The following is a 24,167-nucleotide window of genomic DNA, read 5'->3' on the forward strand; positions in this document are numbered from 1 at the left end:
CGCATTTCCGCAGCTAGCGGCCGGATCGGCGCGGTTCAAGCTCTTTCTGCAGCAGCTGGCCAAAGCGGCACAGGCTGCACCCCGCCTCGTTAACCTTTTATTCACCATGTGCTTCAACTGCGGGGCCCGGCATGCGACAAGGGCTGGAGGGAGCTCCAAGCATGGTCCTGATCCGCCTGTTCAGCGATTTCGACGGCCGCATCGGCCTGCGGGCCTTCTGGCTCGGCAGCGCGATCGTGGCGTTGACGCTGCTGGCTCTGCAGCGGATCGTGCCGCAGTTCACCGATCGCCAGACCGCGCAGACGGCCCTCGCCTTCATCAACGCCTTCGCGCTGTTTCCCTGGGCCGCGCTCGCGGCCAAACGCGCCAACGACCGTGGCAGCGTTCCGCTCTTCGGCATCCTGCTGATCTGCGCCATCGTGCTGCCCGAGCAGCTGCGCCAGTATCTGCCCTTCGGCTGGCGCCCCTCGCTGGAAGCGATCTCGACCATCGCCTGGATCGTGGCCTTCATCGATCTCGGCCTGATGCCTTCGGCAAAGCCCGAGGAGGCCGCTCAGCCAGCCGTCGCAGAGGCCGGTTCCACCTGAGCCGAAAGCGCGCTAAAGCCGCGCCATGACGACCGAGCCCGCCGCCTCCGCCCCTGCCCTCTCCTTCGATCCCGCCGATCCGGTCGCGCTGACGCAGGCGCTGGTGCGCTGCCCGTCGGTGACGCCGCAGGAGGGCGGCGCGCTCGCGCTGCTCGCCGCCGTGCTGGGAGCCGAGGGCTATGACGTGCATCGCCCGGTGTTCAGCGAGCCGGGCATGCCGGATATCGAGAACCTCTATGCCCGCATCGGCACGCAGGCGCCGGTCTTCGTCATCGCCGGCCATAGCGATGTCGTACCCGTCGGGGACGAGGCCGCATGGAGCCGCGAGCCCTTCGCCGGCGCCATCGAGAACGGCATCCTCTACGGGCGCGGCGCCTGCGACATGAAGGGCGGGCTCGCATCGATGGTCTCGGCCGCGATCCGCTACCGCCGCGAGAACCCGCAAGCGCCGGGCTCGATCGCCTTCCTGGTCACCGGCGACGAGGAAGGCCCCGCCGTCAACGGCACGGTGAAGCTGCTCAAATGGGCGCATGAGCGCGGCGAGCGCTTTGACCACTGCATCCTGGGCGAGCCGACCAACCCGGCAGCGATGAGCGACATGGTCAAGATCGGCCGGCGCGGCTCACTGTCCGGCGAGCTGACGGTCAAGGGCATCCAGGGCCATGTCGGCTATCCGCATCTCGCCGACAATCCGATCCGCGTCATGGTGCGCCTGCTGGCCGCGCTCGACGCCGCACCACTCGACACCGGCACCGAGCATTTCGACGCCAGCAATCTCGAGGTGACGACGCTCGATGTCGGGAACCCGGCGACGAACGTCATTCCCGCCCAGGCGAAGGCGGTGTTCAACATCCGCTTCAACGATGTCTGGATGCCCGAGACGCTCGCCGCCGAGATCGAGCGGCGGCTGCAGGAGGCTGCCGGCAACGCCGTGCGCTACGAGATCAAATTCCGCCCGACCAACTCTGTCGCGTTCCTGACGCAGCCCGGCCCGTTCGTCGCGATGGTCGCCGATGCGGTCGAGGCCGAGACGGGCAAGCGCCCGGCGCTCTCCACCACGGGCGGCACCTCCGACGCCCGATTCATCAAGAACTATTGCCCGGTGGTGGAATACGGCGTCGTCGGCAAGACGATGCACCAGATCGACGAATGCGTGGCGGTCGCGGATCTCTCGGCGCTGGAGCGGATCACGCATCGTTTACTCGCCAGCTATTTTGCAGTGCAACATAGGGCTTGACGGCCGGGAACCGAGGCTCATTATCTCCGTTAGACGAAAGTCTAAGAACACGGAGTATGGGGTGATGAGGCTGGCGACCGATGACGTCGCGCGCTCGTTGCGCGGTTCGTGGCACCTGATGACCCGGGGTGCCGAGGCTATGCAGGAGTTCGACCTTAGCCGCGACGGGTTCTGGCGCTCCTTCCTCGCCTTCGCGCTGATGCTGCCGGCGACGATCGCCATCCTCGCCGCCGTGCGCCTGACCGCCGGCCTGCCGAACAGCGCGGGCCTGTTCACCGCGCCCGCTCTGGTTCTCGCCGTCATCGGGGCGCTCTGCCTCGCCATACTCGCAGTGCCGGCGCTGCTGATCGCGCTGAGGCCGGAGCTCGGCCACGCGCCACACTTCACCAGCTTCGTGATTGCCTGGAACTGGGCCGGCATCGTCTCAGCCAGCCTTATGGCCGTGCCCGCCGCCGTCCATGCGATCGGCTGGTCACCGCCGGAGCTTGCCGTAATGCAAGCCGCCTTTTTCGCGGCGATCGTGCTCCGGCTGCGCTACTGCGTGGCGCGCGCCGCCTTCGGGCCAGAAGCGAGGGGCATCGCGCTGCCGCTGGTGATCGCCAGCGTCGTGCTCGACTATGGCGTGATCCGGCTGTTCGGCCTGTTCTAAGCCTGGCCTCCTTCGAGACGCCGCTTCGCGGCTCCTCCGGATCAGGGCTCAGACCTTCCGATGGACCTTCAGTAATCCACACCCGCCAGATAGAGCCCGCAAGAGGGCGCCAGCGCCGCGCATTGCGAGCGATCGCGCGCCGCCAGCACCTTGCCCATCTGCTGCTCCGGCCAGCGGCCGGCGCCGACCATCTTCAGGCTGCCGACGATCGAGCGGATCTGATGGTGCAGGAAGGAGCGGGCATGGGCGTAGACCACGATCTCCGCCCCCTCGCGCCGGACATCGAGCCGGTCGAGCGTGCGGATCGGGCTGTTGGCCTGGCATTCGGCGGCGCGGAAGGTGGTGAAGTCGTGCTTGCCCAGCAGCGCCTTGGCGGAACGGTCCATCGCTTCGTGATCGAGCTTCACCGGGACATGCCAGACCCGGCCGCGGTCGAGCGCCGGCGGGGCGCGGCGGTCGAGGATGCGATAGATGTAGTAGCGACGCGTCGCTGAGATGCGGGCGTCGAAATCGGCCGGAACGATCTCTGCGCTCAACACGCTGACCGGGAAGCGTGCCTTCAACCGTGCATTGGTGGCGTCGCGCACGACATCGGTGCGCCATTCCTTCTCGATATCGACATGCGCGACCTGATGAGTGGCGTGGACGCCGGCATCTGTGCGGCCGGCACAATGCAGCCGGACGGGATGGCCGCAGAAGGCCTCGACCGCTTCCTCGACGCTCTGCTGCACCGAGGGATCGGTCGCCTGACGCTGCCAGCCTGAGAAGGGCGTGCCGTCATATTCGATGACGAGCTTGTAGCGCGGCATCAGAGCCGCCCGCCGGCCCCAAGGCGTGCTCCGCGCAGGAACTCCGCCCCGCTCATCGGCGCCTTGCCCGCGCGCTGGACCTGCAGCAGCTTCACTGCGCCGACCGCGCAGGCGACCGTGCCCTCATCGTCGAGCAGCGTGCCCGGCTCGGCCGCACCACCGGCGCGCGCCGTGCGCAGCACCTTCAAACGCTCCGGTCCCTTGCCGAGGTCGATTTCGGCGAAGGCACCCGGGAAGGGCGAGAGGCCGCGCACGAGATCATGCACCTGTTGGGCCGGCAGCTCCCAGCTCAGCTTCGCCTCGGCATTGGCGATCTTGGCGGCGTAAGTGACGCCCTCTTCCAGCTGTGGCGTGAACTGCAGACCGCCACGGCCGAGCGCGGCGAGCGCGCGCACCATCAAGTCGGCGCCGAGACGGCTCAGCCCATCATGCAGCTCGCCCGCCGTCATGTCCGGCCCGATGGCGAGCGTCTCGACCATGCCGACCGGGCCGGTATCGAGCCCGGCCTCCATCTTCATGACGCAGACGCCGCTCTCGGCATCGCCCGCCATGATCGCGCGCTGGATCGGCGCCGCGCCGCGCCAGCGCGGCAGCAGCGAGGCATGAAGGTTCAGGCAGCCGAGCTCCGGCAGATCGAGAATCGCCTGAGGCAGGATCATGCCGTAGGCGACGACGACCGCGACATCGGCCTGATGCGAGGCGATGATCTCGGCCTGCTCCGGCGTCTTCAGCGTCGAAGGTGTGAAGACCGGGATACCGAAACGCTCGGCCGCCCTGTGGACCGGCGAGGGCTTGAGTTCCAGCCCCCTGCCCGCCTGCGCCGGAGCGCGGGTGTAGCAGGCGACGACCTCGTGTCCCTGTCCGACGATCTCGGTCAGCACCGGCACGGCGAAATCCGGCGTGCCCATGAAGATGACGCGCAAACTCATACGCTGAATATGACTCCGTAACGGACAGCACCCCGGCAGCCAGAGACTGGACCAGGATCCATGCCTGAACCTTTCGGCAGGCGCTCAGGCACAGTGGCCGGATCGGGGCCTCTCCCCATCCGGGACGACAATCGCCGCGATAGAACCTAAGCCGCCCGCTCGCGCTTGGCCGCCTTGGCGAATTTCTTGGTCACGCGCTCCCGCTTCAGCCGCGAGAGATGGTCGATGAAGAGCACGCCGTCGAGATGGTCGATCTCGTGCTGCAGGCAGGTGGCGAGCAGCCCGTCCGCCTCGATCTCCTGCACCTTGCCGTCGAGGTCCATGTAGCTGACCTTGACCCGCTCCGGGCGCTCGACCTCCTCATAGTATTCGGGGATCGAGAGGCAGCCCTCCTCATAGGCGCTGTGCTCCTCCGAGGACCAGGTGACCTGCGGATTGATGAAGACCTGCGGCTTCTTCGGCTCCGGCTCCTCGCCCTCCTTCGCCTCGGGCTTCGACAGGTCGATCGTCACCACGCGCAGCGGCACGCCGATCTGGATCGCCGCCAGGCCGATGCCCGGCGCGTCGTACATGGTCTCGAACATGTCCGCGACCAGCGTCCTGATCTCGGGCGTGACGGCGTCGACCGGCTTCGAGACGAGGCGAAGCTGGGCATCGGGCAGGATGACGAGGGGGCGAATGGCCATGGAATTCCGAGGGGAAGGGAGCTTGTTGCCCGGCACATAAGCATTTGTGGGCAAACGGTCAAACTGTTCCGCTTTCGTTCGCCATCCCGATCCGAATCGGCTAGGCTGGCGGGATGAACCAGATCGCCTTCACCCTGCTCGAACGGCCCGTAACCTGGTCCGAAGCCGCGCTAGGCTTCGCGGGCTTGAGCCTCGGGCTGCTGGTGCTGGCCGTGATCGCGGCCTGGCGCGGCGGCAAGAACCGGGCGGTCGAGGCCGCCATGGCCGCCGAGCGCGCCCGCGAGATGGACGACAAGGTCGCGGAGATGAACCGCCAGCAGGCGGAGCTCGCCGGGCGCATGCAGTCCATGGCCGAGATCCTCTCGACACGGCAGGGCGACCTCGCCCGGCTCGTCGCCGAACGGATGGACGGCTTGAGCCACAAGGTCGGCCAGGGGCTGGAGCGCAACGTCCAGCAGACCACCGAGAGCCTGGGCAAGCTGCAGGAGCGGCTGGCGGTCATCGACAGCGCGCAGAAGAACCTGACCGACCTCACCTCCGAGGTGGTGACGCTGAAGGACGTGCTCTCCAACAAGCAGGCGCGCGGGGCCTATGGGCAGGGCCGGATGGAGGCGATCATCCGCGACGGGCTGCCCGCAGCCTTCTTCTCCTTCCAGCCGCAGCTCTCGAACGGCCGGCGGCCGGACTGCCTCGTCACACTGCCTGGCGACGGGCGCGGGCTCGTGATCGACGCCAAGTTCCCGCTGGAGAGCTTCACCCTGCTGCGCGAGGCGCGCGGCGAAGATGCGAAGAAGGCGGCCGGACAGCGCGTGCGCAGCGATGTCGGCGTGCATGTGAAGGACATCTCCGAGCGCTATTTCCTGCCGGGTGAGACGCAGGACATCGCGCTGCTCTTCGTGCCGTCCGAGGCGATCTACGCCGATCTGCACGAGTATTTCGACGATGTGGTGCAGCGGGCGCACCGAGCCCGCGTGATGATCGTCTCGCCCTCGCTGCTGGCGCTGGCGATCCAGCTCATGCAGTCGCTGGTGCGCGATGCGCGGATGCGCGAGGAGGCGCAGGTCATCCAGACCGAAGTCGGCAAGCTGCTCGACGACGTGCGCCGGCTGGGCGAGCGCGTCGACAAGCTCGACAACCATTTCCGCCAGGCGCAGGAGGATGTCGGCCAGATCAAGACCTCGGCCGGAAAGGTCACGAGCCGCGCCGAGAAGATCGGCGCGCTCGATTTCGAGGACGAGAAGAGCGAGCCGAAGCTGCCGTTTACAGCCGGGCTGCAGCTGAAGGCCGCGGCGGAATGATCAGCCGCGGTTGAGCGCCGCGGAGAGCTCCGGCTTCACATTCAGCGTCTGGAAGACGACACAGTAGCGCTCGGTGAGCTTCAGCAGCGAGTCGAGCTTCTCCTGCGGGGCGTCGGTCTCGACGTCGAAGGACAGGCGGATCGCCTTGAAGCCGACCGGAGCGTCCTTGACGACGCCGAGCGTGCCGCGGAAATCGAGATCGCCCTCGGCGCGGACGATGCCTTTCTTCAGATCAATCTCCAGCGCAGTCGCGACCGCCTTCAGCGTGACGCCGGCGCAGGCGACCAGCGCCTCCAGCAGCATATCGCCGGAACACAGCTCGGCGCCCGAGCCGCCGGTCGCCGGGTGAAGGCCGGCGAGCGCGATGGCCCGGCCAGTCTCGACCTTGCAGGCGATGTGCTGGTCGTCGAGCTCGCCATGGGCCTTGAGCGTGATGACCGCCGCGTCGGGATTGGTGCGGTATTCATCCTTGAGCGGCGCCTGCAGAGCGCGGAGAGCCGTGACGTCCATGATGTTTTCCACCCTGCGATGATGATGGCGCCGGCTCGACAGGCCGGACCGTTCGTGACTTCCTAAACGAGCCGGCGGGGCAGAGGAAGCGTCTGCCCGGCAACGGCGAGAGCGCCTCGACGTACCTCTTGCCGGACTGCGTGTTCCTTCAGGCGATCACCACCACATGCCGGCGGTTTCCGCTGTCCTCTCCTGCTGCGGGCTCTCGTCGCGCAACGAACGGTCGAGCGCGCGCAGCGCCTCGCGCTTGCCGGCCTCGAAGGCCGGCGAGAGCCGGTCCCGCGGGCGGGCGAGCGGGTTGTCGAGCTCGTCGAAGATGCGGCCGGGTTTCGGCTGCATCACGACGATGCGGTCGGCGAGCGTCACGGCCTCTTCGACATCGTGGGTGACCATGACGACGGTCGGGCGGCTCTCCTGCCAGAGCGCCAGCAGATGGCCGTGGAGGCTGGCGCGGGTGGTGGCGTCCAGCGCCGAGAAGGGCTCGTCCATGAGCAGGAGCTTCGGCCGGGTGACGAGGGCGCGCGCGATGGCGACGCGCTGCTGCTGGCCGCCGGAGAGCTCGCGCGGCCAGCGCTTCTCGTAGCCGCCGAGGCCGACGCGCACGAGCGCGTTGGTCACCAGCCCTTCCCGCTCGAAAGCGGAAAGATGCGAGAGGCCGAAGCCGGCATTCTCGGCGACGCTGAGCCAGGGGAAGAGCCGCGGCTCCTGGAAGATGACGCCGACATCGGCGCGCGGCTCGGCGATCACCTCGCCATCGAGGCGGATCGCGCCGGCGCTCGGCCTGTCGAGCCCGGCGACGAGGCGCAGCAGCGTGGTCTTGCCGCAGCCGGAGCCGCCGAGCAGGGCGACGATCTCTCCCTGCCTCACATCCAGCGTGATGGCGGAGAGCGCGCGGGTGCCGTCCGCATAGGTTTTCGAGAGCTGGTCGAAGCTCAGCACAGGTTTGAGCCTTCAAAGCTTGTCGCGCGCCGTATCCTGCCAGGCGAGGAAGGGCCGCGTGATGGCGACGAGCAGCCCGTCCGCCAGCTTGCCGAGCACGGCGAAGCTGATGATGGCCGCGATGATGGTGTCGGGGCGGCCGAGTTGCTGGCCGTCCACGAGCAGATAGCCCAGCCCCTCGCTCGCCCCCATGATCTCGGCTGCGACGACGAACATGAAGCCGAGGCCCAGCCCCGCGCGAAGCGAGGTGATCCAGGAGGGCAGGATCGCCGGCAGCAGCACGCGGCGCACCATGGCTAGCCGGGAGAGCCGGAAGACCCGGCCGACCTCGACAATCTTGCGGTCGATGCCCTGGATCGCCGCAGCGACACCAAGATAGACCGGGAAGAAGACCCCCACCGCGATCAGAGCCACCTTCGACGCCTCGAAGATGCCGAGCCAGAGGATGAAGAGCGGGACCCAGGCGATTGAGGGGATCGCCCTCAGCGCCTGCAAGGTCGGGTCGAGCAGGGTGCGGGCGACGGGCAGAGCCCCCGTCACCGCGCCGAACACCGTGCCCGCCAGCGCGCCGAGACCGAAGCCCGCCGCGACCCGCCAGAGCGTCGCCCCGACATGGGTCAGGAGTTCGCCCGAAGCAGCCAGCTCCCCGAGCGTCCGGCCGACGACGCTCGGCGGCGGCATCAGCCTTCCGTTGGCGATGCCGGCCGCGACCAGCCATTCCCAGAGGATGGCCAGCAGGACCGGCAGCACGAAGCCGGCAATGGCGAGGCCGTAGCGCGGGCGCCCTGAGGCAGGCCGCGCTTCCAGTTGTTCAGCCGCGGCTTCGACGTCCAGAACGCTCATCGCCCCGACGCTACACCGTCAGTTGGTGGCTGCGAAGCGCCGGTCGACCAGGCTGTCGACAGCGGCCTTCACATCGGCCGTGGCCGGCAGCACGCCCGCCTCCTGCAGCGCGAGGCCGGCGGCGGTGATGGTGTCGACCTGCGCCTGGCCGATCGCCGAATGGGTCAGCTCCGTGCGGGTGAGCTGGCGCTCGATCACGGGCTCGGAGAGCTTGGTGTATTCGACCAGGATCTTCTTGAGCTCGGCGGGATTGGCGCGGGCATAGGCGCGCGCTTCCTCGTAAGCAGCGAGGACCTTCTTCACCAGCGCCGGATTCTCGTTGGCGAAGGCCTCGCGAACGTTGAGGACGCCCCAGGTGTTGTCCTCGGGCTTGCGGTAGAACAGCTTGGCGCCGCTCTCGACCTCGGCAGCGGCCATCAGCGGATCGAGCCCGGCCCAGGCATCGACATCGCCGCGCTCCAGCGCGAGGCGGCCATCGGCGTGCTGGAGCAGGACGAGCTTGACGTCCTTCTCGGTCAGCTTCGCATCGGCGAGCGCACGGACGAGGAAGATGTGCGGGTCGGTGCCGCGGGTGACGGCGACGCGCTTGCCCTTAAGCTCCGAGACCTTGGTGATCTCGCTCTTGGCGCCGGTGACGAGCGCCGTCCATTCCGGCCGCGAATAGACATAGATCGACTTGATCGGGTTGCCGTTGATCTTGCCGATCAGGGCGGCAGCGCCAGCGGTCGAGCCGAAATCGATCGAGCCGGCGTTGAGGAATTCGAGCGCCTTGTTCGAGCCGGCCGAGAGGACCCAGCGCACCTTGATGCCGTCCGCCTCCAGCGCCTTCTCGAGGATGCCGCGCTCCTTCAGCACGAGGCCGACGGGGTTATAGGTGGCGTAGTCGATGCGGATTTCCTTCGGCGCCTGCGCGAAGACCGGGGCGGCGAAGCTCGCGGCGGCAATCGCGGCGAGCGCGAGACGGCGGGTGATGCTGGTCATCCTGGTGATCCCTCTCTGGTGATGCGAGGGATCGGAGCGTCTGCCGCTCTTCCCCACGCTTTAGCTGCACTTGTTTCGCGCCCGCAAGCTGGTGGCTCAAATCGGCGCGTATCCGTCTTTTAGGTTCAATCGTTCTGTATGTCAAACAATACATCCGTTCCCGTTATTATCGTTATTTCACGTTTTATACATGTGTTAATTTGCACTCTGCCGCCTCTCCCTGCCGTGCTAGAAAAAGCGCTGACGTCGGAATCGAGCCCAAAAGTGACAGCCTCCCCCGCAAAGCCCACGCTTCCGCTCGCCGACATGCTGCAGACCCCGGAGCGGACGATCGCGCAGCTGTTCGACGGGGCGCGACACTCCAGCCAGGCCGAAACGCGCCAGGCACTGGTCGCGGGCCTCAGGCAGCTGCTCGATGACGGCAAGGCCTCGGCCCGCGCCATCCTCGCCACCCCGCGCAGCGGCATCGCCTGCGCGCAGCGGCTCTCGGCCGTGATGGACGCGGTGGTGATCGGCCTGCACAAGGCTGCAACCTCCTATTTCTACCCCGTCGACAACCCCTCGCAGTCGGAGCGGATCGCGGTCGTCGCTGTCGGCGGCTATGGCCGGGGCACGCTGGCGCCGGGGTCCGATGTCGACCTGCTCTTCCTGTTTCCACACAAGCAGACGGCCTGGGGCGAGAGCGTGGTCGAGGCCATGCTCTATCCGCTCTGGGACCTGAAGCTGAAGACCGGGCATTCGGTGCGCTCGGTCGAGGATTGCGTGCGCGAGGCGCGCGGCGACATGACGATCCGCACCGCCCTGCTGGAGGCGCGCTTCCTGGCTGGTGACAATGCCCTGTTTGATGAGATGGTGCAGCGCTTCGACGCCGAGGTGGTGCAGGGCACGGCGACCGCCTTCACCGAGGCGAAGCTCGCCGAGCGGGAGACGCGCGTGCAGCGCGCCGGCGCCTCGCGCTATCTCGTCGAGCCCAACGTCAAGGACGGCAAGGGAGGCCTGCGCGACCTCAACACGCTGTTCTGGATCGCGAAATACGCCTACCGCGTGCATGACGTGCGCGAGCTGGTCGCGGCCGGGCTGTTCGACCGGCAGGAACTCCAGATGTTCCAGCGCTCGGAGGAATTCCTCTGGCGCGTGCGCTGCTGGATGCATTTCATCACCGGCCGCGCCGAGGAGCGTCTCTCCTTCGACCTCCAGCGGCAGGTCTCGACAGCCATCGGCTATGCCGGGCGAAGCGGCCAGGCGCCGGTCGAGCGCTTCATGAAGGGCTATTTCCGCGTCGCCAAGGATGTCGGCGACCTGACCGCCATCGTCTGCGCGGCGCTGGAGGCGCGCCAGCAGAAGCCGCGCGCCTCGTTCTCCCGCCTGCTCGGCTCCTTCGCCAAGCGCCGGCGGGAGCGTGCGCTCGGACATCCCGATTTCAAGCTGTCGAGCCAGCGCCTCGACGTCGTCGACGACAAGGCGCTCAAGCGCGACCCGGTCAACCTGCTGCGGCTCTACGAGATCGCCAGCCGGGACGACCTCGCCATCCATCCCGACGCCAGCCGGCTGGTGACCAAGTCGCTCAAGCTGGTGAGCGCGGCTCTGCGCACCAATCCGGAAGCCAACCGCATCTTCATCGAGATCCTCACCGCCCGGCGCTCGCCCGAGGTGGTGCTGAGGCGGATGAACGAATCCGGGCTGCTCGGCCGCTTCATCCCGGATTTCGGCCGGGTCGTCTCGATGATGCAGTTCAACATGTATCACCACTACACGGTGGACGAGCATCTGATCCGCGCCATCGGCGTGCTGGCCGAGATCGACGCCGGGGCGCTGGAAGCCGAGCATCCGCTCGCCAACGAGATCATGCCGTCGATCTCGCACCGGCGGGCGCTGTATGTTGCGCTGTTCCTGCACGACATCGCCAAGGGCCGGCCGGAGGATCATTCCATCGCCGGCGCGCGGATCGCCCGCAAGCTCGGCCCGCGCTTCGGGCTCAACAGCGCGCAGACCGAGACCGTGGCCTGGCTGGTCGAGCACCATCTCGACATGTCGACCGTGGCGCAAAGCCGCGACCTTGGCGACCCCAAGACGATCGAGAGTTTCGCCGCCACGGTGCAGACGCTGGAGCGGCTGAAGCTCCTGGTCGTGCTCACCGTCGCGGACATCAAGGCGGTCGGGCCTGGCGTGTGGAACGGCTGGAAGGGCCAACTCCTGCGCACCCTCTATTACGAGACCGAACTGGTGCTGACCGGCGGGCATTCTGGTGCCGGCCGCAAGGCTCGCATCCAGGCCAAGCAGGACGGGCTGCGCGCGCGCCTCGCCGACTGGAGCACCGAAGAACGCGACGCCTATGTCGCGCGCCACTACCCGGCCTACTGGATCAAGGTCGATGCGGCCGAACAGGAGAAGCATGCGCGCTTCCTGCGGGAGGCGGAGCAGGCCGGCCGCACCACGGCCACCCGGGTCGAGACCAACCAGTTCCGCGGCGTGACCGAGCTGACCGTGCTGGCGCCGGACCATCCGCGCCTGCTCGCCATCGTCACCGGCGCCTGTGCGGCGGCCGGCGGCAACATCGTCGACGCGCAGATCTTCACGACGAGCGACGGGCTCGTTCTCGACACCATCTCGGTCTCGCGCGCCTTCGACCGGGACGACGACGAGCTGCGCCGGGCGGAGCGCATCGCCGCCGCGATCGAGCGGGCGCTCAAGGGCGAGATCAAGATCGCCGATCTCGTGGCCCAGCGGCGCGCGCCGCCGCCGCGCGGCCAGACCTTCCAGGTCGAGCCCGAAGTCATCATCGACAACGTGCTCTCGGCCCGTCACACGGTGCTGGAGGTCTCCGGGCTCGACCGGCCGGGCCTGCTTTACGACCTCACCACGGCGATCGGAAAACTCAACCTCAACATCGCCTCGGCCCATATCGCGACATTCGGCGAGAAGGCCGTCGACGTGTTCTACGTCACCGACCTGACCCATGCGAAGATCACCTCGACGGCGCGCCATCTCGCGATCCGCAAGGCGTTGCTCGAGGTGTTCCATCTGGAGACCGAGAAGGCGCCCTCCCCCAAGGCCAAGGTGCCGGCCCGCGCTTGATTTCAGGCATCATAAGTCCGATATGCGGGCTCGAACGCGGCTCATGCCCCGGCGCATGTCCGGCACGGCTCTCTTTGGGGGCGGCGGAGCCAGCCAGAAGATGAGGAATTGGAAGACGCGATGACGCAGAACCCTGCCACGGAAGACCCGAAGCTCGACGCCACCGAGGCGACCGAGCAGGCCGCCGCGACGGGCCCCGAGGCCGAGATCGCCAGGCTCGAGGCCGAACGCGACGACCTCAAGGACAAGCTGCTGCGGACGCTGGCCGAGATGGAGAATTTGCGCCGGCGCACCGAGCGCGAGGTCGCCGATGCGAAGGCCTATGCGACGACGAGCTTCGCGCGCGACATGCTCGGCTCCGCCGACAATCTGCGCCGGGCGCTGGAGAGCCTGCCCGATGCCGCCCAGGCCGACCCCTCCGCCAAGCCGTTCCAGGAAGGCGTGGAGCTGACCGAGCGCGAGCTCATCAAGACCCTGGAGCGCCACGGCGTCCGCAAGATCGACCCGCAGGGCGAGAAGTTCGACCCCAACCTGCACCAGGCGATGTTCGAGGCGCCCGACGCCACGATCGGCAAGGGGCTCGTCTCCAAGGTCGTGCAGGTCGGCTACAAGATCGGCGAGCGGGTGCTGCGCCCGGCCCTCGTCGGTGTCTCGGCAGGTGCCCCCAAGGCATCGGACGGCCAGGCCGGCAACGGCACAACCAGCCACTGACGCCGTGGTCGAAGCCGCCGGCGTCGCCATCTTCGCGTTGACCGGCGCGCTGGTCGCCGCCCGCAAGGGCATGGATCCCTTCGGCTTCGTCCTGCTCGCGACCGTCACCGGCGTGGGCGGGGGCACGCTGCGCGACCTGCTTCTGGACCGCACGGTGTTCTGGGTGCAGGCGCCGTCGGACGTCGTGATCTGCAGCCTCGTTGCGCTCGGCGCCTGGGCGCTTGCCTATCTGAAGCCCGGTGTCCTCGAAGGCTGGGGCGGGCGCAAGCTGCTGCTCTGGGCGGATGCGGCGGGCCTCTCGCTCTTCGCCGTAACCGGCACGCTGAAGGGCCTCGCTGCGGGAGCGCCGGTCATTCCGGCCGTCGCGCTCGGCGCGATGACCGCGACCTTCGGCGGCATCCTGCGCGATATACTGGCCGGCGACCGGCCCATGGTGCTGTGGAGCCGCGATTTCTACGTCACCGCCGCGAGCGCCGGCGCCGTGACCACCGCCTTGCTGGCGGGGCTGGGGCTGGCCAATGCCATCGTCATGGCCGGCGGCTTCGCTGCGGGCTTCGGCCTCAGGGCGGGTTCGCTGCTGCTGGGCTGGTCCTTCCCGAGCCTGCCCGGAAAATCGCAGGATTAGCCCCGCTTTCGATCGGCTTGGATCGTCCTTGCGAGCGGAGCGAAGCCATCGAGGGGCGGCATAGCTCTACGCCCCCTGGATTGCTTCGTCGCTTCGCTCCTCGCAATGACGGTGAGCATTGCTTTCAAGTCGAAATGCTCTAACCCGCCGGTTTCGTCACGCGCCGCAGCGTCAAGTTGATCCGCCCGCCCTCCGGGAGCAGCGTCGAGGAGCCGGAGAGGATGCGGTCGATGCCGTGATAGGCCAGCCGGGCCTCGCCCCCGAAGAGCATCACGTCGCCCGAGGCAAGCTTGAACGAGGAGGTGGGGCCGCCGCGCGTCGTGCCGCCGATGCGGAAGAGCGCCGCGTCGCCGAGCGAGACCGAGAGCACCGGCGCGTCGAAATCCTGCTCGTCACGATCCTGATGCAGCCCCATCTTGGCGCCAGCCGCATAGAAATTGATCAGGCAGGCCTCGGGCGGGTGCGGATAGCCCGACAATTCCTCCCACAGCGCTAGAAGCGGCGCCGGCATCATCGGCCAGGGCTCGCCCGTCTCGGGGTGCTCCGGCTGGTAGCGATAGCCGCGCTCGTCCGAGACCCAGCCCAGCGGGCCGCAATTCGTCATCCTGACAGAGAAAGGCTTGCCGGTCTTCGGCATGCGCGGCTGGAAGAAAGGTGCCTTGCGCGCCACGGCACGCAGCTCCGCCACCAACGCCGCCTGCTCGGCCGGCGCGAGCCGACCCGGCCAGTGGACGACACCCGGCGCGATGGCGACGCGGGTCAAAGCGCGTCGAGGCCGAGTACGTCGGCCATGGAGTAGAGGCCGGGAGCCCGGCCCTTGCCCCAGAGCGCGGCCTTGACCGCGCCCTGCGCGAAGAGGCTGCGATCCTCCGCGACATGAGCGAGCTCAAGCCGCTCGCCGGCTCCGGCGAAAATCACCTTGTGATCGCCGACCACCGTGCCGCCGCGCAAAGCGGCGAAACCTATCGTGCCCGCCTCGCGCGCGCCGGTGATGCCGTCGCGGCCGGCGACACGGGCCTTCGCCAGATCGACGTTACGGCCTTCGGCAGCAGCCTCGCCCAGCAGCACGGCCGTGCCGGAAGGGGCATCGACCTTCATGCGGTGATGCATCTCGACCACCTCGATGTCCCAATCCGTGCCGAGCGTGGCCGCGACCTTGCGCACCAACGCCGCCAGCAGGTTGACGCCCAGGCTCATATTGCCGGAGCGGATGATCGGCGTGCGCCGGGCAGCCTCCTCCAGCTTCGCCAGATGGGCGGGCTCCATGCCGGTCGTGCCGACGACATGCAGAATGCCGGCATCCGCCGCGAGACCGGCGAAGGCGACCGTGGCATCCGGCGCCGTGAAATCGAGCACGCCGTCGGCCGCTGCGAAGGCAGCAGCCGGATCGCTGGTGACCGCCACGCCCAGAGTGGGGAGGCCCGCCAGAACGCCCGCATCGCTGCCGATGGCGGCATTGCCGGGACGCTCGACGGCCGCGACGAGCCGGCAGCCCTGCGCCTGATCGATGGCGCGGATCAGCATCCGGCCCATGCGACCGGCGGCACCGACGACGACGAGGCGCATGTCACTCATGGAAGGCGGGCTCCGGTGGCTTCCAGACGGAAACACATCCGTCATGGCGGTAATCGCTATAAGCCGCTTTTCCGCCGCCGCAACACCCGGAACCCGCGCAAAGCAAAACGGCCGGGTTTCCCCGGCCGTCTCTCTATCTTTGTCGCGTTGGAGCTCAGGACGCCTGCTGGATGCCCGAAAGCTTCCAGGCGCCGCCGCGCTCGCGCAGGAAGGTCCAGTATTCCTTGACCTCCTGGGTCTCGTTCGGGTTGCCTTCGACAACCTTGCCGGTGCTGCGCTCATAGAGCGCGTTGACCAGGCTGAAGCGCATCGCGACCGTGGCGTAGTCGGCAGCGCCTTCGCGCCAGGCTTCCGAAAGGTCGCCCTGCAGCAGCTTCACGTCCGTGACACGGTCGACAAGGCCGCGGCGCACGTTCTGCGTCAGATCCTCGTCGAAGTAGCCGAACATCTCCGGCGTGACGCGCTGGCGCAGGCCGGCCTCGTCCTCGTTGGAATAGGCCGTGTTGATCTCCCCGAGCAGGCGCTCGAAGCTGTTGAAGTCATCGCCCGAGAGCTCGATCGGCTCGGGCTTCGCCTGGGCAGCGGCGCCCATGCCGAAACCACCACCGAGGTTCGCGCGCGGCGCGGCCTGCGGCGCGTCATGTCCCTGACGGGCATAGCCCTGCGGGCCGTCCTGGCCCTGACGGGCATAGGGCGCGCCAGCGCCGGCGAGCTGCGGCTCGGAACGGCGGCGGAAGAAGCGGATGGCGAGGAAGATGATGCCCGCGATCAGGCCGATCTGCAGCAGGAAGCCGAGCATGCCGGCGAGCGAAGCGAGGCCGCCGAAGAAGCCCGAGCCCGAGAGCATGCCGAACAGGCCCGCGCCGAGCAGGCCCGCGCCGATGCCCATCATCATGTTGCGGGCCATCGAGGGCCGGGCAGCCTGAGCGGCTGCGGCACCCATGCCCGGGTTGGCGGCGGACGGCGAGGCCGGCGAAGCCGGGCCGGCGCTGCGCTGGAAGGACTGTGCGCCGCCCGGCGTCGTAGCGGTCGAGGGCGGAGCGCTATTGGTGAAGGAGCCGCGGCTGCCGGAGCTCCTGCCCCCGCCCGGACGGGCTTCGGCAACGAGCGGCACGAGCATCAAGGCACCGACGACCAGGGCGACGGCGCGTCCACGGCGTGCGAGCGAAATCAGAGACATTGTTCCTCCCGGGGTCCCCCAATGAACCCTCATGCGTGAGAATATGGTGGGAGATCGCCCGGCACGCAAGGAGGGACCCGGCTAACGATCTGAAATGCCTGACTATTTCAAATCAATGCATAATCATTCGGCGAGATACTCCCCGCGTGGTAAACTGGCGCATCGCCTGCCGGCGGCGGGCGAGAGGGAGAGCGCCATGACCGGATCCGGACGCAGGCCTCACCGATTCAGGGACAGAACGCTGAGCTGGCTGCTCGCGCTCGCCATGCTCTTGTTCGTCGTCGAAGCCGCGGCCGAGCCCGCCATCCCGCTCGATCCGCCGCGGCTAGCGCAGGCGCCGGAGCCGCTCTGCTTCTGCTGGAACAACGGCCGCAAGATCGCCGAGGGCGCGACATCCTGCATCCGCACAAACCAGGGCCAGCGGGTCGCGACCTGCGGAAGGGTTGTCAACATGATGTCCTGGCATGTGACCGAAACGCCCTGCCCGGAGAGCTGAGAGGCGCCGCAGAGGGCCTTGAATCAAAAACGCCGCCGGGAATTTCCCGGCGGCGCTGCTCTACATGGCTCTTGAGGTCCTAGCGACTTCGAGACTGACCTTGTCAGAACGCTCCCAGAACGATCGCCATCATGAAAACGAAAGCCGCTCCCATGACCAACCGGTCGAGACGTAGCGTGACACCCATCACACCCTCCTCCTGTCATTGACCTGTCGCAGAAGCTAACAGAACTGACGGAGGCCGCAAGGGGGCAGCACAGTGGCGGGGCGGCGGCGCAGGCTAGTTCTTCGTTAAAATGCAATTAAACCACTGATGTTCCAACGCGATTTTTCTATCCCCAGGCTCCCGTGGAACCGGCTCTTCCAACCCTTGGCCACAGCGTCGCCGCGATTTTTTCCGGCCTGGCCCTTCCTGACCTTCGGGAAGGCGGCGGGGCAGGCGCTGCGGCGAAGGCGGGCATCCGGTAAACGCTGCCGGACGCGGTTTTAAGCACTCGTTCACCACCCTGCCAAAGTTAATCCGGCTGTGGCGGCCGGGGCGCAGTCGGTTGAGAAAGCGTTCACCAAGCGCTTCGCATTTGATTGGTCATGCGACGCGCAAAACATGCCCTCATCCTCCTCGGTCTCCTCGCCGCAGCGGGCCTTGCCGGCTGCGGCAAATTCCAGAAGCCGCAGCGGGCCGCCTGGCGCGACCAGGCGGAGGCTGCCTGCATGGCCTCCCGCCAGGTGCAGCTCTCGAGCTATGTCAGCCTGCGCGGCAAGGCCATCGACGGGCCAGGCGTCTGCGGCATGCAGCAGCCGCTGAAGGTCTCGGCCTTCTCCAATGGCGGCATCGGGCTGACAAGCACGGCCACCCTCTCCTGCCCCGTGGTCGCGACCACGGACCAGTGGCTGGCCGAGGTGGTGCAGCCGGCGGCGATGAACATCCTCGGCGCGCAGGTCATCGAGATGCGGGCGGGCTCCTATTCCTGCCGCGCGATGAACAACGGCACGGCGACCTCGCGCACTTCGGAACACGCCTTCGGCAATGCCGTGGACGTGTTTTCCTTCCGCCTGAACGACAGCCGCGTCGTCACGGTCAAGGACGGCTGGCGCGGCTCTCCGGAAGAACAGAACTTCCTGCGTGAAGTCTTCGTCGGCGCCTGCAACTATTTCGGCACGGTGCTCGGCCCCGGCGCCGACCCGATGCATTACGACCATTTCCATATCGACCTGGCGCGGCACTCCAAGGACCGGCGGGTCTGCAAGCCGATCATCAAGTACACACCGAACTACAACCTGCCGCCGCCGGACCCGGCGCGCACCTATTCGACGGCGAAAGCAGGGCCGCAGCAGCGCAATGGCGCCCCGATGGCGGCACCCATGGCCGGCGCCGTGGTCGCAAGCGGGCCGCTGCTGCGCCAGCCGAGTGACGGCCTGCGCCCGCCGGGGGCGGTGCAGGGCGGCTATCCCGTCGCTGCCTACAGCCAAAACGCGGGCCAGGGCCTCGAGGCGCAGCGCCGCTATCTCGAGCATCCGGCCATGCGCCAGCCCGCCCCTACCCAGCCCTACCGGCCGGAGCCGCTCCCGAGCGAAAACAGGGGGCCGCTTGCGCTGCCGGGCGCAGTCTCGCCCACCGAGGAAGGGGTCATCGTAGGCGACGAAGGGGGAACCGGCGTCATCGACGAGGATGGCTACGATCAGGCCCAGCCGATGATCACGCCACGGCGGGACCCCTTCGCCTACAGCTCCGGCCGCGCACCACCGCGGCGGTAGAGCCTCACGCGTTCATGCAGGGTCACGCCATCATGCTCGCCCTTGCGGCGAGCATCCACGTCTTGAACACCGCACTGCATGAAGGAATACGTGGATGGTCGGGACAAGCCCGACCATGACGGAAAGCTCGTGCTCATGGGCTCCGGGGCTCAGGCTCCAGGCCCTGCCCTGAACGACCCTTCAGTTGGAAACCAGCACCTGCCGGCATTCCGGCGGCAAGGCCTCGAGCGACATCGGCGGCTTGGGCTTCGGCTTCGGACCCGGCTTCGGTTTGGGCGGGTTGAAGATCGCGTCGTGCTGGCGCTCGACCCAGCCGGACAGCTCGGCGCCGCAACCATCGCCGAAACTCGGCGGCTCCTGCCCCTGACAGCTCGCCATCCCGGCGGGACAGGCCATGCGAATGTGGAAATGGTAGTTGTGGCCCCAGATCGGCCGCACCTTGTCGAGCCAGCCCTTGTCGGCGCCGGCCTCCCGGCAGAGCGCGACCTTGAGCGCGGGATTGACGAAGATGCGCTCGACGCGCGGCTCGGCGGCGACTGCCTTGATGAGGCGCGTATGGGCCGGGGTCCAGTTGCGCGGATCGACGTCGCGCCAGTCGGCGCGGGCCATGTTGACCGCCGGCATGTTCTCGCGCTGCTCGCCGTCGAGCCGGGCCCGGGGCATCGGCGTCAGCCAGACATCGGCGTCGAGACCGATCTGGTGCGAGGCATGGCCCGTCAGCATCGGTCCGCCGCGCGGCTGCGACATGTCGCCGACGAGCAGGCCCGGCCAGCCGGTGATGCGCGGTACCTCGGCGGCGAGCTGCTCCAGATAGCCGACGAGGACGGGGTGGCCCCAGTTGCGATTGCGGTTCAGCCGCATGACCTGCCAGCTCGCCCCGTCGACCGGCAAGGCGCGGGCACCCGCGAGGCAGCCACGGGCATAGGAGCCGATGGCGCGCGCCTGCATGCTGGCCGGCGTCGTCTTCTGGCCGAAGAGCGCGCGCGCCGCGTCCGGGAAGGCCGCGATGTTGGCGGCGCGATTCTTCGCCTCCTGATCAGCCGTCGACTGGGCCATGCCGATGGCCGGGGCGAAAGCCGCCAGAGCGGTTGCGATAGCCGCGATTCGCGAGATAGTGCGCATGAGCGGGAGGATCATCGTGCCGGCCGGCCGCGGTCAAGCCGTGCTTGCTGGACAAGCCCCGTGCAGGATTGCAGCCTTACGTTCAGTCAGGCGCCGGAATTGCGCCGTAGGAGGATATTTCGATGACAGTCCAGATCGACCGGCGCGCCTTGCTAGCGGGCGCGGGCGCCGCGCTCGCCGCGCCCATTCCTGCCTTCAGCCAGCAGCCCTGGCCGCAGGGACGAACCCTGAAGCTCGTCGTGCCGTTCACGGCCGGCGGCGCCACCGACGTGCTCGGCCGGCTCGTCGCGGACAAGCTCGCCCAGACTTGGGGCACGGGCATCGTCGTGGAGAACCGGCCCGGCGCCGGCAGCAACATCGGCATCGAGGCCGCCGCCAAGGCCGAGCCTAATGGCGACACACTGCTGATCGCCTCGGTCGGGCTAGCGACGAACCCCTATCTCTACGCCAAGGTCAACTACGACGCGGCCAAGGACCTGGCGCCGATCACCATGGTCGCGCTGGTGCCCAACCTGCTCGTCGTCAACAACCAGCTCCCGGTGAAGGACGTCGCCGAACTCGTCGCCTACGCCAAGGCCAATCCGGGCAAGCTGACCTACGCCTCATCCGGCGTCGGGACCTCGCTGCATCTTTCCGGCGAGCTCTTCCAGAAGCTCACCGGCACCAAGATGGTGCATGTGCCCTATCGCGGCTCTTCGCAGGCGATCCAGGACCTGATCGGTGGGCGCGTGGACCTGATGTTCGACAACATCACCTCGGCCCTGCCGCATGCCAAAGCCGGCACCGTCCGGGGGCTCGGCGTGACCACCGCCAAGCGCGCGGCGACCGCACCGGAGTTCGCGCCGATCGCGGAGACCATCCCGGGCTTCGACGTATCCTCGTGGTTCGCGCTGTTCGCCCCGGCGAAGACCCCGCCCGCGATCATCGCCAAGATCCAGGCCGACACCAAGGCCGGCATCGCCGACCCCGCGGTCCGGTCGAAGATGGACGCTCTGGCGGCAGAGCCCGGCGGCTGGACGTCGGCAGAACTCGGCACGTTCCTGCAGGCCGAGATGAAGAAATGGGGCGATCTGATCAAGGAAGTCGGCATCAAGGCCGACTGACGCGTCCCGAGGCACGGAACCAGCCCTTCCCAGCCGGAGTTTCCCGTCGGAACAGCCCGCAAGGGCCCTGAACCGACGGGAGATTCTCATGTCCACAGTGCTGATCGTTCTGCTGCTTCTGCTGCTGCTCGGCGGCGGCGGATATTACGGCCACAGGAGCTATGGCGGCGCCGGCCTCGGCGGCGTCGTCGGCCTCGTCGTGGTCGTCGTGTTGATCCTATGGCTGCTCGGCGCGATCGGCGGGGCGCCCGTCGTGACGTAAGTCAGCCTATCCTTCAGGCGCCGTCGCGGTGCTCCCACACCGCGATGGCGGCCGCCAGATCCTCAAGCGCGACGCCGACCGACTTGAACAGCGTAATGCCGCCGCCCTCGACGGAGCCGGCGATCCTGCCCTGGCAGAGGTCTGCGAGCGTGCCGGCGACCTTGTCGGCGCTGTAGCTGCCCTCAGCGATGGCGACCGCGACGTCGCCGCCCTCCTCGATGGCCTTGACCGAGTCGACGACTACGCGAGAGCGATGGAGCGCGTCCGCATCGGCCTCCCGCATCTGCATGGTGAAGCCACCGATCAGATCGAGATGCGCCTCGCGCTTCAGCCAATGGCCGTGGATCAGCGGTTCGGTCGCGTTGGTCGCGCAGGAGATGATGTCAGCCGTGCGGGCCTCGCCCTCGAGGTCGATCGTGGCGCGAGCCTCGATGCCGTCCAGCGCCAGCGCCGCGACGACCGCCTCTGCCGCCTCGGGACGCCGTGCCCAGACCGCGATGTCGGTGATGGGGCGGACCGAGCGATGCGCCTTCACGATGAAGGGCGCGAGCGCGCCGGCCCCGACCATCAGCATGCGGCTGGATTCCGGATTCGACATGTAGCGCGAGGCGAGCGCGGAGGCCGCCGCGGTGCGCCAGAGCGTGAGGCGATTGCCGTCCATCACTGCCAATGGCCGGCCGGTCTCTCCGTCCATGAGCAGATAGGCGCCCATCACGCCCGGCAGGTTGCGCTTGCCGTTGCCGAAGAACACCGAGAGGATCTTCGTGCCGATATAGGGCTTGGCGACGCCCGGCCCGCTCCAGGCCGGCATCGTCAGCAGGATCGCACCGTCCTCGCCCGGGCGCTGGAGATCATACTGGCTGCGCTTGGGGGCGATGACCTCGCTGCGGAAGGCCTCGTCCAGAATGTCGATGAGAGAGGGGTAGCTCAGGGCCGAGTCGAGCTCGGCATCCTCGAAAAGGCGCATCAATTTCTTCCGCTGGTCAGGGCCGGCAGGGCTGAATCGGGCACGGCGGAGCGCAGCGCCTGCGTTTCGGAGCGCAGCGCCTCGACCTCTCGACGGCCGCGGCGCGCCGCCTTCCTGTGCTTGCCCTGGGCGATCCAGGAAGCGAGCCCGCCGATCAGCACGCCGACGAAGATCGCAGCGAGTACGACCAGGAAGAGCGGCAGCTCATAGGACAGCATCGGCAGGTCGCGGCTGAAGGGGTCGAGCGAGACGCGCACAGGCGCCCGATTGGCGACCGCGAACAGCACGATCACCAGCGCGATCGGGATCAAAACCAACGCCTTGAGAAAGGCCTTCATCGCTCTCTCCGTGCCGGCGCGACAGGAGCGCCAGCCTTGGTTCAGGACTTGCCTGCTTCAGGACTTGCCCGTTTCAGGACTTGCCGTTGAGCCGCAGCCTGAGTTCCTTGCCCGTCTTGAAGACGGGGACGAATTTCTCCTCCACCTCGACGGCATCGCCGGTGCGGGGGTTGCGGCCGATACGGGCCGAGCGGGCCTTGCGCGAAAATGCGCCGAAGCCGCGCAGTTCCACCCGGTCGCCCCGCTCCAGCGCCTTCACGATCTCGTCCAATATGGCCGAGACAATGTTTTCGATGTCGCGCTGATAAAGGTGGGTGTTCTGGTCAGCAATCCGCTGAACGAGTTCGGACTTAATCATCGCCGGAATATAACCATTTGTATCAACATCATTTTTCGGTTGCGGCAGGCTGCCAGAGCGCCAAGGGCGCGTCAAGACGCAAGCCGATCGGCTGATCGGCTGCGCGCGCTATGGTTGCAGCCAGCCCTTCCCAGCCTGCGGCACGGGCCAGCGCCTCGCCGGCGCTCCACAGTCCGAAGGAGGAGGTTTCGCTGCGCCGGCGCCAGTCGCGCACGCGCAGGTTGCGGGAAACGCCCTTCTCGCGCTCCAGCCAGGCGATGGCGTCCGGCTCTCCGCCGATCTGGTCGACGAGCTTGAGGCCGAGCGCCTGCCGGCCGGAATGGACGCGGCCGTCCGAGACGGTGGCAAGCTCGGCATCGGCGAGATGACGGCGGTCCCGCACCATCTGCTTGAACCAGGCATAATTGTCGTCGACGACGCGCTGGAGCGCCTCACGGGCTTCCGGCGAAGTCGGCTCGAAGCCGCTGGGGGCGGCCTTGAGCGGGCTCGACTTGATCGCCTCGACCTTGACGCCGACGGTGTCGAGCAGATGCGAGACGTTGGGAAATTGGAAGAGCACGCCGATCGAGCCGACGAGCGAGGTCTGGCGCGCGACGATGCGGTCCGCCCCCATGGCGGCGATGTAGCCGCCCGAGGCGGCGACGCCGTCGACGACGGTGACCATCGGCTTCTTCGCGGCAAGTCCGCGCAACGCCGTATGCAAGGCTTCGGAACCGGAGGTGGTGCCGCCGGGGCTGTCGACCCGGACGACCACGGCGGAGACCGAGCTGCTGTCCTCGACCGACTTGATCAGGTCGAGCGTGCGACGATCCCCTGAGATGAAGCCGGAGATGGTGATGCGCGCGATGTGGGCGCCCTGCAAGGCGGCTGTGGAGCCGCCACGCCAGGCGAAGCCGCCGATGATCGCCGCGGCCACCACGCCGAGCACCGCAAGCCCCCGCCAGAGGGTCAGCTTGCGTCTGAGACTGCGACGGTCTGCAAGCAGATCGGCATCGGACGACATCGGGTACTCCTGTCGGCTGCGGGTCCGTGATGTAGACCCGCCATGCCAGCCCGGCAAGGCACTAGATCGCCGCGCCTCCTGCCGGGCGCGAAGCGGCTATCCATTCCTGACTTGGCATCGGATTCCTCC

Annotated in this window: 26 protein-coding genes; 11 read left to right on the top strand and 15 right to left on the bottom strand. The window is 67.9% G+C overall.

The features are described from left to right. The first annotated feature begins 161 nt into the window (after nt 1-161). The 3 genes from BoBH3_RS07495 to BoBH3_RS07505 all read left to right on the top strand — a co-directional run bounded on the left by BoBH3_RS07495 (nt 162) and on the right by BoBH3_RS07505 (nt 2,473). Nucleotides 162-587 (top strand): DUF805 domain-containing protein, encoded by a 426-nt coding sequence (locus BoBH3_RS07495; RefSeq protein ID WP_262330138.1) that lies wholly within the window; start codon nt 162-164, stop codon nt 585-587. A 25-nt stretch (nt 588-612) separates the two neighbouring features. Beyond that, entirely contained in the window at nt 613-1,824 is a 1,212-nt protein-coding gene (gene dapE, locus BoBH3_RS07500) for a succinyl-diaminopimelate desuccinylase (RefSeq protein ID WP_262330139.1), read from the top strand. A gap of 64 nt (nt 1,825-1,888) precedes the next feature. Further along, nucleotides 1,889-2,473 (top strand): hypothetical protein, encoded by a 585-nt coding sequence (locus tag BoBH3_RS07505; RefSeq protein WP_262330140.1) that lies wholly within the window; start codon nt 1,889-1,891, stop codon nt 2,471-2,473. Between the two features lie 68 nt (nt 2,474-2,541). Here BoBH3_RS07505 and truA read toward each other — a convergent pair whose 3' ends face one another. The 3 genes from truA to def all read right to left on the bottom strand — a co-directional run bounded on the left by truA (nt 2,542) and on the right by def (nt 4,897). Next, entirely contained in the window at nt 2,542-3,282 is a 741-nt protein-coding gene (gene truA / locus BoBH3_RS07510; RefSeq protein ID WP_262330141.1) for a tRNA pseudouridine(38-40) synthase TruA, read from the bottom strand. After that, a complete protein-coding gene (gene fmt, locus BoBH3_RS07515) occupies nt 3,282-4,211 on the bottom strand; it encodes a methionyl-tRNA formyltransferase (RefSeq protein ID WP_262330142.1) in 930 nt (309 codons plus the stop codon). The genes truA and fmt overlap by 1 nt, the downstream gene beginning before the upstream one ends. Nucleotides 4,212-4,357: 146 nt before the next feature. Beyond that, the gene (gene def / locus BoBH3_RS07520) at nt 4,358-4,897 is read right to left on the bottom strand and encodes a peptide deformylase (protein WP_262330143.1); all 540 of its coding nucleotides are present in this window, start codon (nt 4,895-4,897) and stop codon (nt 4,358-4,360) included. Between the two features lie 113 nt (nt 4,898-5,010). Here def and BoBH3_RS07525 point away from each other — a divergent pair, with 113 nt between their 5' ends. Then, the gene (locus BoBH3_RS07525) at nt 5,011-6,195 is read left to right on the top strand and encodes a DNA recombination protein RmuC (RefSeq protein WP_262330144.1); all 1,185 of its coding nucleotides are present in this window, start codon (nt 5,011-5,013) and stop codon (nt 6,193-6,195) included. On the opposite strand, the gene BoBH3_RS07530 is transcribed toward BoBH3_RS07525, so the two are convergent. The 4 genes from BoBH3_RS07530 to BoBH3_RS07545 all read right to left on the bottom strand — a co-directional run bounded on the left by BoBH3_RS07530 (nt 6,196) and on the right by BoBH3_RS07545 (nt 9,468). Further along, nucleotides 6,196-6,705 (bottom strand): OsmC family protein, encoded by a 510-nt coding sequence (locus BoBH3_RS07530; RefSeq protein WP_262330145.1) that lies wholly within the window; start codon nt 6,703-6,705, stop codon nt 6,196-6,198. It lies immediately after the preceding gene. 156 nt (nt 6,706-6,861) lie between these two features. Then, a complete protein-coding gene (locus BoBH3_RS07535) occupies nt 6,862-7,644 on the bottom strand; it encodes an ABC transporter ATP-binding protein (RefSeq protein ID WP_262330146.1) in 783 nt (260 codons plus the stop codon). A gap of 12 nt (nt 7,645-7,656) precedes the next feature. Further along, nucleotides 7,657-8,487 carry an ABC transporter permease gene (locus BoBH3_RS07540; RefSeq protein ID WP_262330147.1) on the bottom strand — a complete coding sequence of 277 codons (831 nt, stop codon included), beginning with the start codon at nt 8,485-8,487 and terminating at the stop codon, nt 7,657-7,659. An 18-nt stretch (nt 8,488-8,505) separates the two neighbouring features. After that, on the bottom strand, nt 8,506-9,468 hold the full coding sequence (locus BoBH3_RS07545; RefSeq protein ID WP_262330148.1) for an aliphatic sulfonate ABC transporter substrate-binding protein: 963 nt from the start codon (nt 9,466-9,468) through the stop codon (nt 8,506-8,508). A gap of 306 nt (nt 9,469-9,774) precedes the next feature. Between BoBH3_RS07545 and BoBH3_RS07550 the strand changes: the two genes are divergently transcribed. The 3 genes from BoBH3_RS07550 (at nt 9,775) to BoBH3_RS07560 (ending at nt 13,879) form a co-directional block, all read left to right on the top strand. Beyond that, complete coding sequence (locus BoBH3_RS07550) at nt 9,775-12,543, top strand: [protein-PII] uridylyltransferase (RefSeq protein WP_262330458.1); 2,769 nt, start codon at nt 9,775-9,777, stop codon at nt 12,541-12,543. A gap of 108 nt (nt 12,544-12,651) precedes the next feature. Next, nucleotides 12,652-13,254: a nucleotide exchange factor GrpE gene (gene grpE / locus BoBH3_RS07555; RefSeq protein ID WP_262330149.1), complete on the top strand. Its 603-nt coding sequence runs from the start codon at nt 12,652-12,654 to the stop codon at nt 13,252-13,254. Between the two features lie 4 nt (nt 13,255-13,258). After that, entirely contained in the window at nt 13,259-13,879 is a 621-nt protein-coding gene (locus tag BoBH3_RS07560) for a trimeric intracellular cation channel family protein (RefSeq protein ID WP_262330150.1), read from the top strand. A 139-nt stretch (nt 13,880-14,018) separates the two neighbouring features. Here BoBH3_RS07560 and BoBH3_RS07565 read toward each other — a convergent pair whose 3' ends face one another. From BoBH3_RS07565 to BoBH3_RS07575, 3 genes are all read right to left on the bottom strand, one after another. Further along, a complete protein-coding gene (locus tag BoBH3_RS07565) occupies nt 14,019-14,642 on the bottom strand; it encodes an alpha-ketoglutarate-dependent dioxygenase AlkB family protein (protein WP_262330151.1) in 624 nt (207 codons plus the stop codon). Continuing rightward, the gene (gene dapB / locus BoBH3_RS07570; protein ID WP_262330459.1) at nt 14,639-15,445 is read right to left on the bottom strand and encodes a 4-hydroxy-tetrahydrodipicolinate reductase; all 807 of its coding nucleotides are present in this window, start codon (nt 15,443-15,445) and stop codon (nt 14,639-14,641) included. Before dapB ends, BoBH3_RS07565 begins: the two co-directional genes overlap by 4 nt. 163 nt (nt 15,446-15,608) lie before the next feature. Next, nucleotides 15,609-16,634: a Tim44 domain-containing protein gene (locus BoBH3_RS07575; RefSeq protein WP_262330152.1), complete on the bottom strand. Its 1,026-nt coding sequence runs from the start codon at nt 16,632-16,634 to the stop codon at nt 15,609-15,611. A gap of 94 nt (nt 16,635-16,728) precedes the next feature. Between BoBH3_RS07575 and BoBH3_RS07580 the strand changes: the two genes are divergently transcribed. Both BoBH3_RS07580 and BoBH3_RS07585 read left to right on the top strand, forming a co-directional pair. Further along, on the top strand, nt 16,729-17,130 hold the full coding sequence (locus BoBH3_RS07580; protein ID WP_262330153.1) for a hypothetical protein: 402 nt from the start codon (nt 16,729-16,731) through the stop codon (nt 17,128-17,130). A 588-nt stretch (nt 17,131-17,718) separates the two neighbouring features. Then, entirely contained in the window at nt 17,719-18,885 is a 1,167-nt protein-coding gene (locus BoBH3_RS07585; protein ID WP_262330154.1) for an extensin-like domain-containing protein, read from the top strand. Between the two features lie 180 nt (nt 18,886-19,065). Here BoBH3_RS07585 and mepA read toward each other — a convergent pair whose 3' ends face one another. Continuing rightward, nucleotides 19,066-20,007: a penicillin-insensitive murein endopeptidase gene (gene mepA / locus BoBH3_RS07590; RefSeq protein ID WP_262330155.1), complete on the bottom strand. Its 942-nt coding sequence runs from the start codon at nt 20,005-20,007 to the stop codon at nt 19,066-19,068. A 122-nt stretch (nt 20,008-20,129) separates the two neighbouring features. Between mepA and BoBH3_RS07595 the strand changes: the two genes are divergently transcribed. Then, nucleotides 20,130-21,110, top strand: a complete 981-nt coding sequence (locus BoBH3_RS07595) for a Bug family tripartite tricarboxylate transporter substrate binding protein (RefSeq protein WP_262330156.1) — start codon at nt 20,130-20,132, stop codon at nt 21,108-21,110. Between the two features lie 88 nt (nt 21,111-21,198). Next, nucleotides 21,199-21,372, top strand: a complete 174-nt coding sequence (locus BoBH3_RS07600; RefSeq protein WP_262330157.1) for a DUF3309 family protein — start codon at nt 21,199-21,201, stop codon at nt 21,370-21,372. A gap of 13 nt (nt 21,373-21,385) precedes the next feature. Here BoBH3_RS07600 and lhpI read toward each other — a convergent pair whose 3' ends face one another. The 4 genes from lhpI to sppA form a co-directional block, all read right to left on the bottom strand. Then, the gene (lhpI, locus tag BoBH3_RS07605; protein ID WP_262330158.1) at nt 21,386-22,339 is read right to left on the bottom strand and encodes a bifunctional Delta(1)-pyrroline-2-carboxylate/Delta(1)-piperideine-2-carboxylate reductase; all 954 of its coding nucleotides are present in this window, start codon (nt 22,337-22,339) and stop codon (nt 21,386-21,388) included. Next, the gene (locus BoBH3_RS07610) at nt 22,339-22,677 is read right to left on the bottom strand and encodes a LapA family protein (RefSeq protein WP_262330159.1); all 339 of its coding nucleotides are present in this window, start codon (nt 22,675-22,677) and stop codon (nt 22,339-22,341) included. The genes lhpI and BoBH3_RS07610 overlap by 1 nt, the downstream gene beginning before the upstream one ends. 73 nt (nt 22,678-22,750) lie before the next feature. Beyond that, the gene (ihfB, locus tag BoBH3_RS07615) at nt 22,751-23,035 is read right to left on the bottom strand and encodes an integration host factor subunit beta (RefSeq protein ID WP_262330460.1); all 285 of its coding nucleotides are present in this window, start codon (nt 23,033-23,035) and stop codon (nt 22,751-22,753) included. Between the two features lie 28 nt (nt 23,036-23,063). Beyond that, nucleotides 23,064-24,038: a signal peptide peptidase SppA gene (sppA, locus tag BoBH3_RS07620; RefSeq protein ID WP_262330160.1), complete on the bottom strand. Its 975-nt coding sequence runs from the start codon at nt 24,036-24,038 to the stop codon at nt 23,064-23,066. Between the last annotated feature and the right edge of the window lie 129 nt (nt 24,039-24,167).

It is taken from the genome of Allobosea sp. BH3 (assembly GCF_025499465.1).
Classification (GTDB): domain Bacteria; phylum Pseudomonadota; class Alphaproteobacteria; order Rhizobiales; family Beijerinckiaceae; genus Allobosea.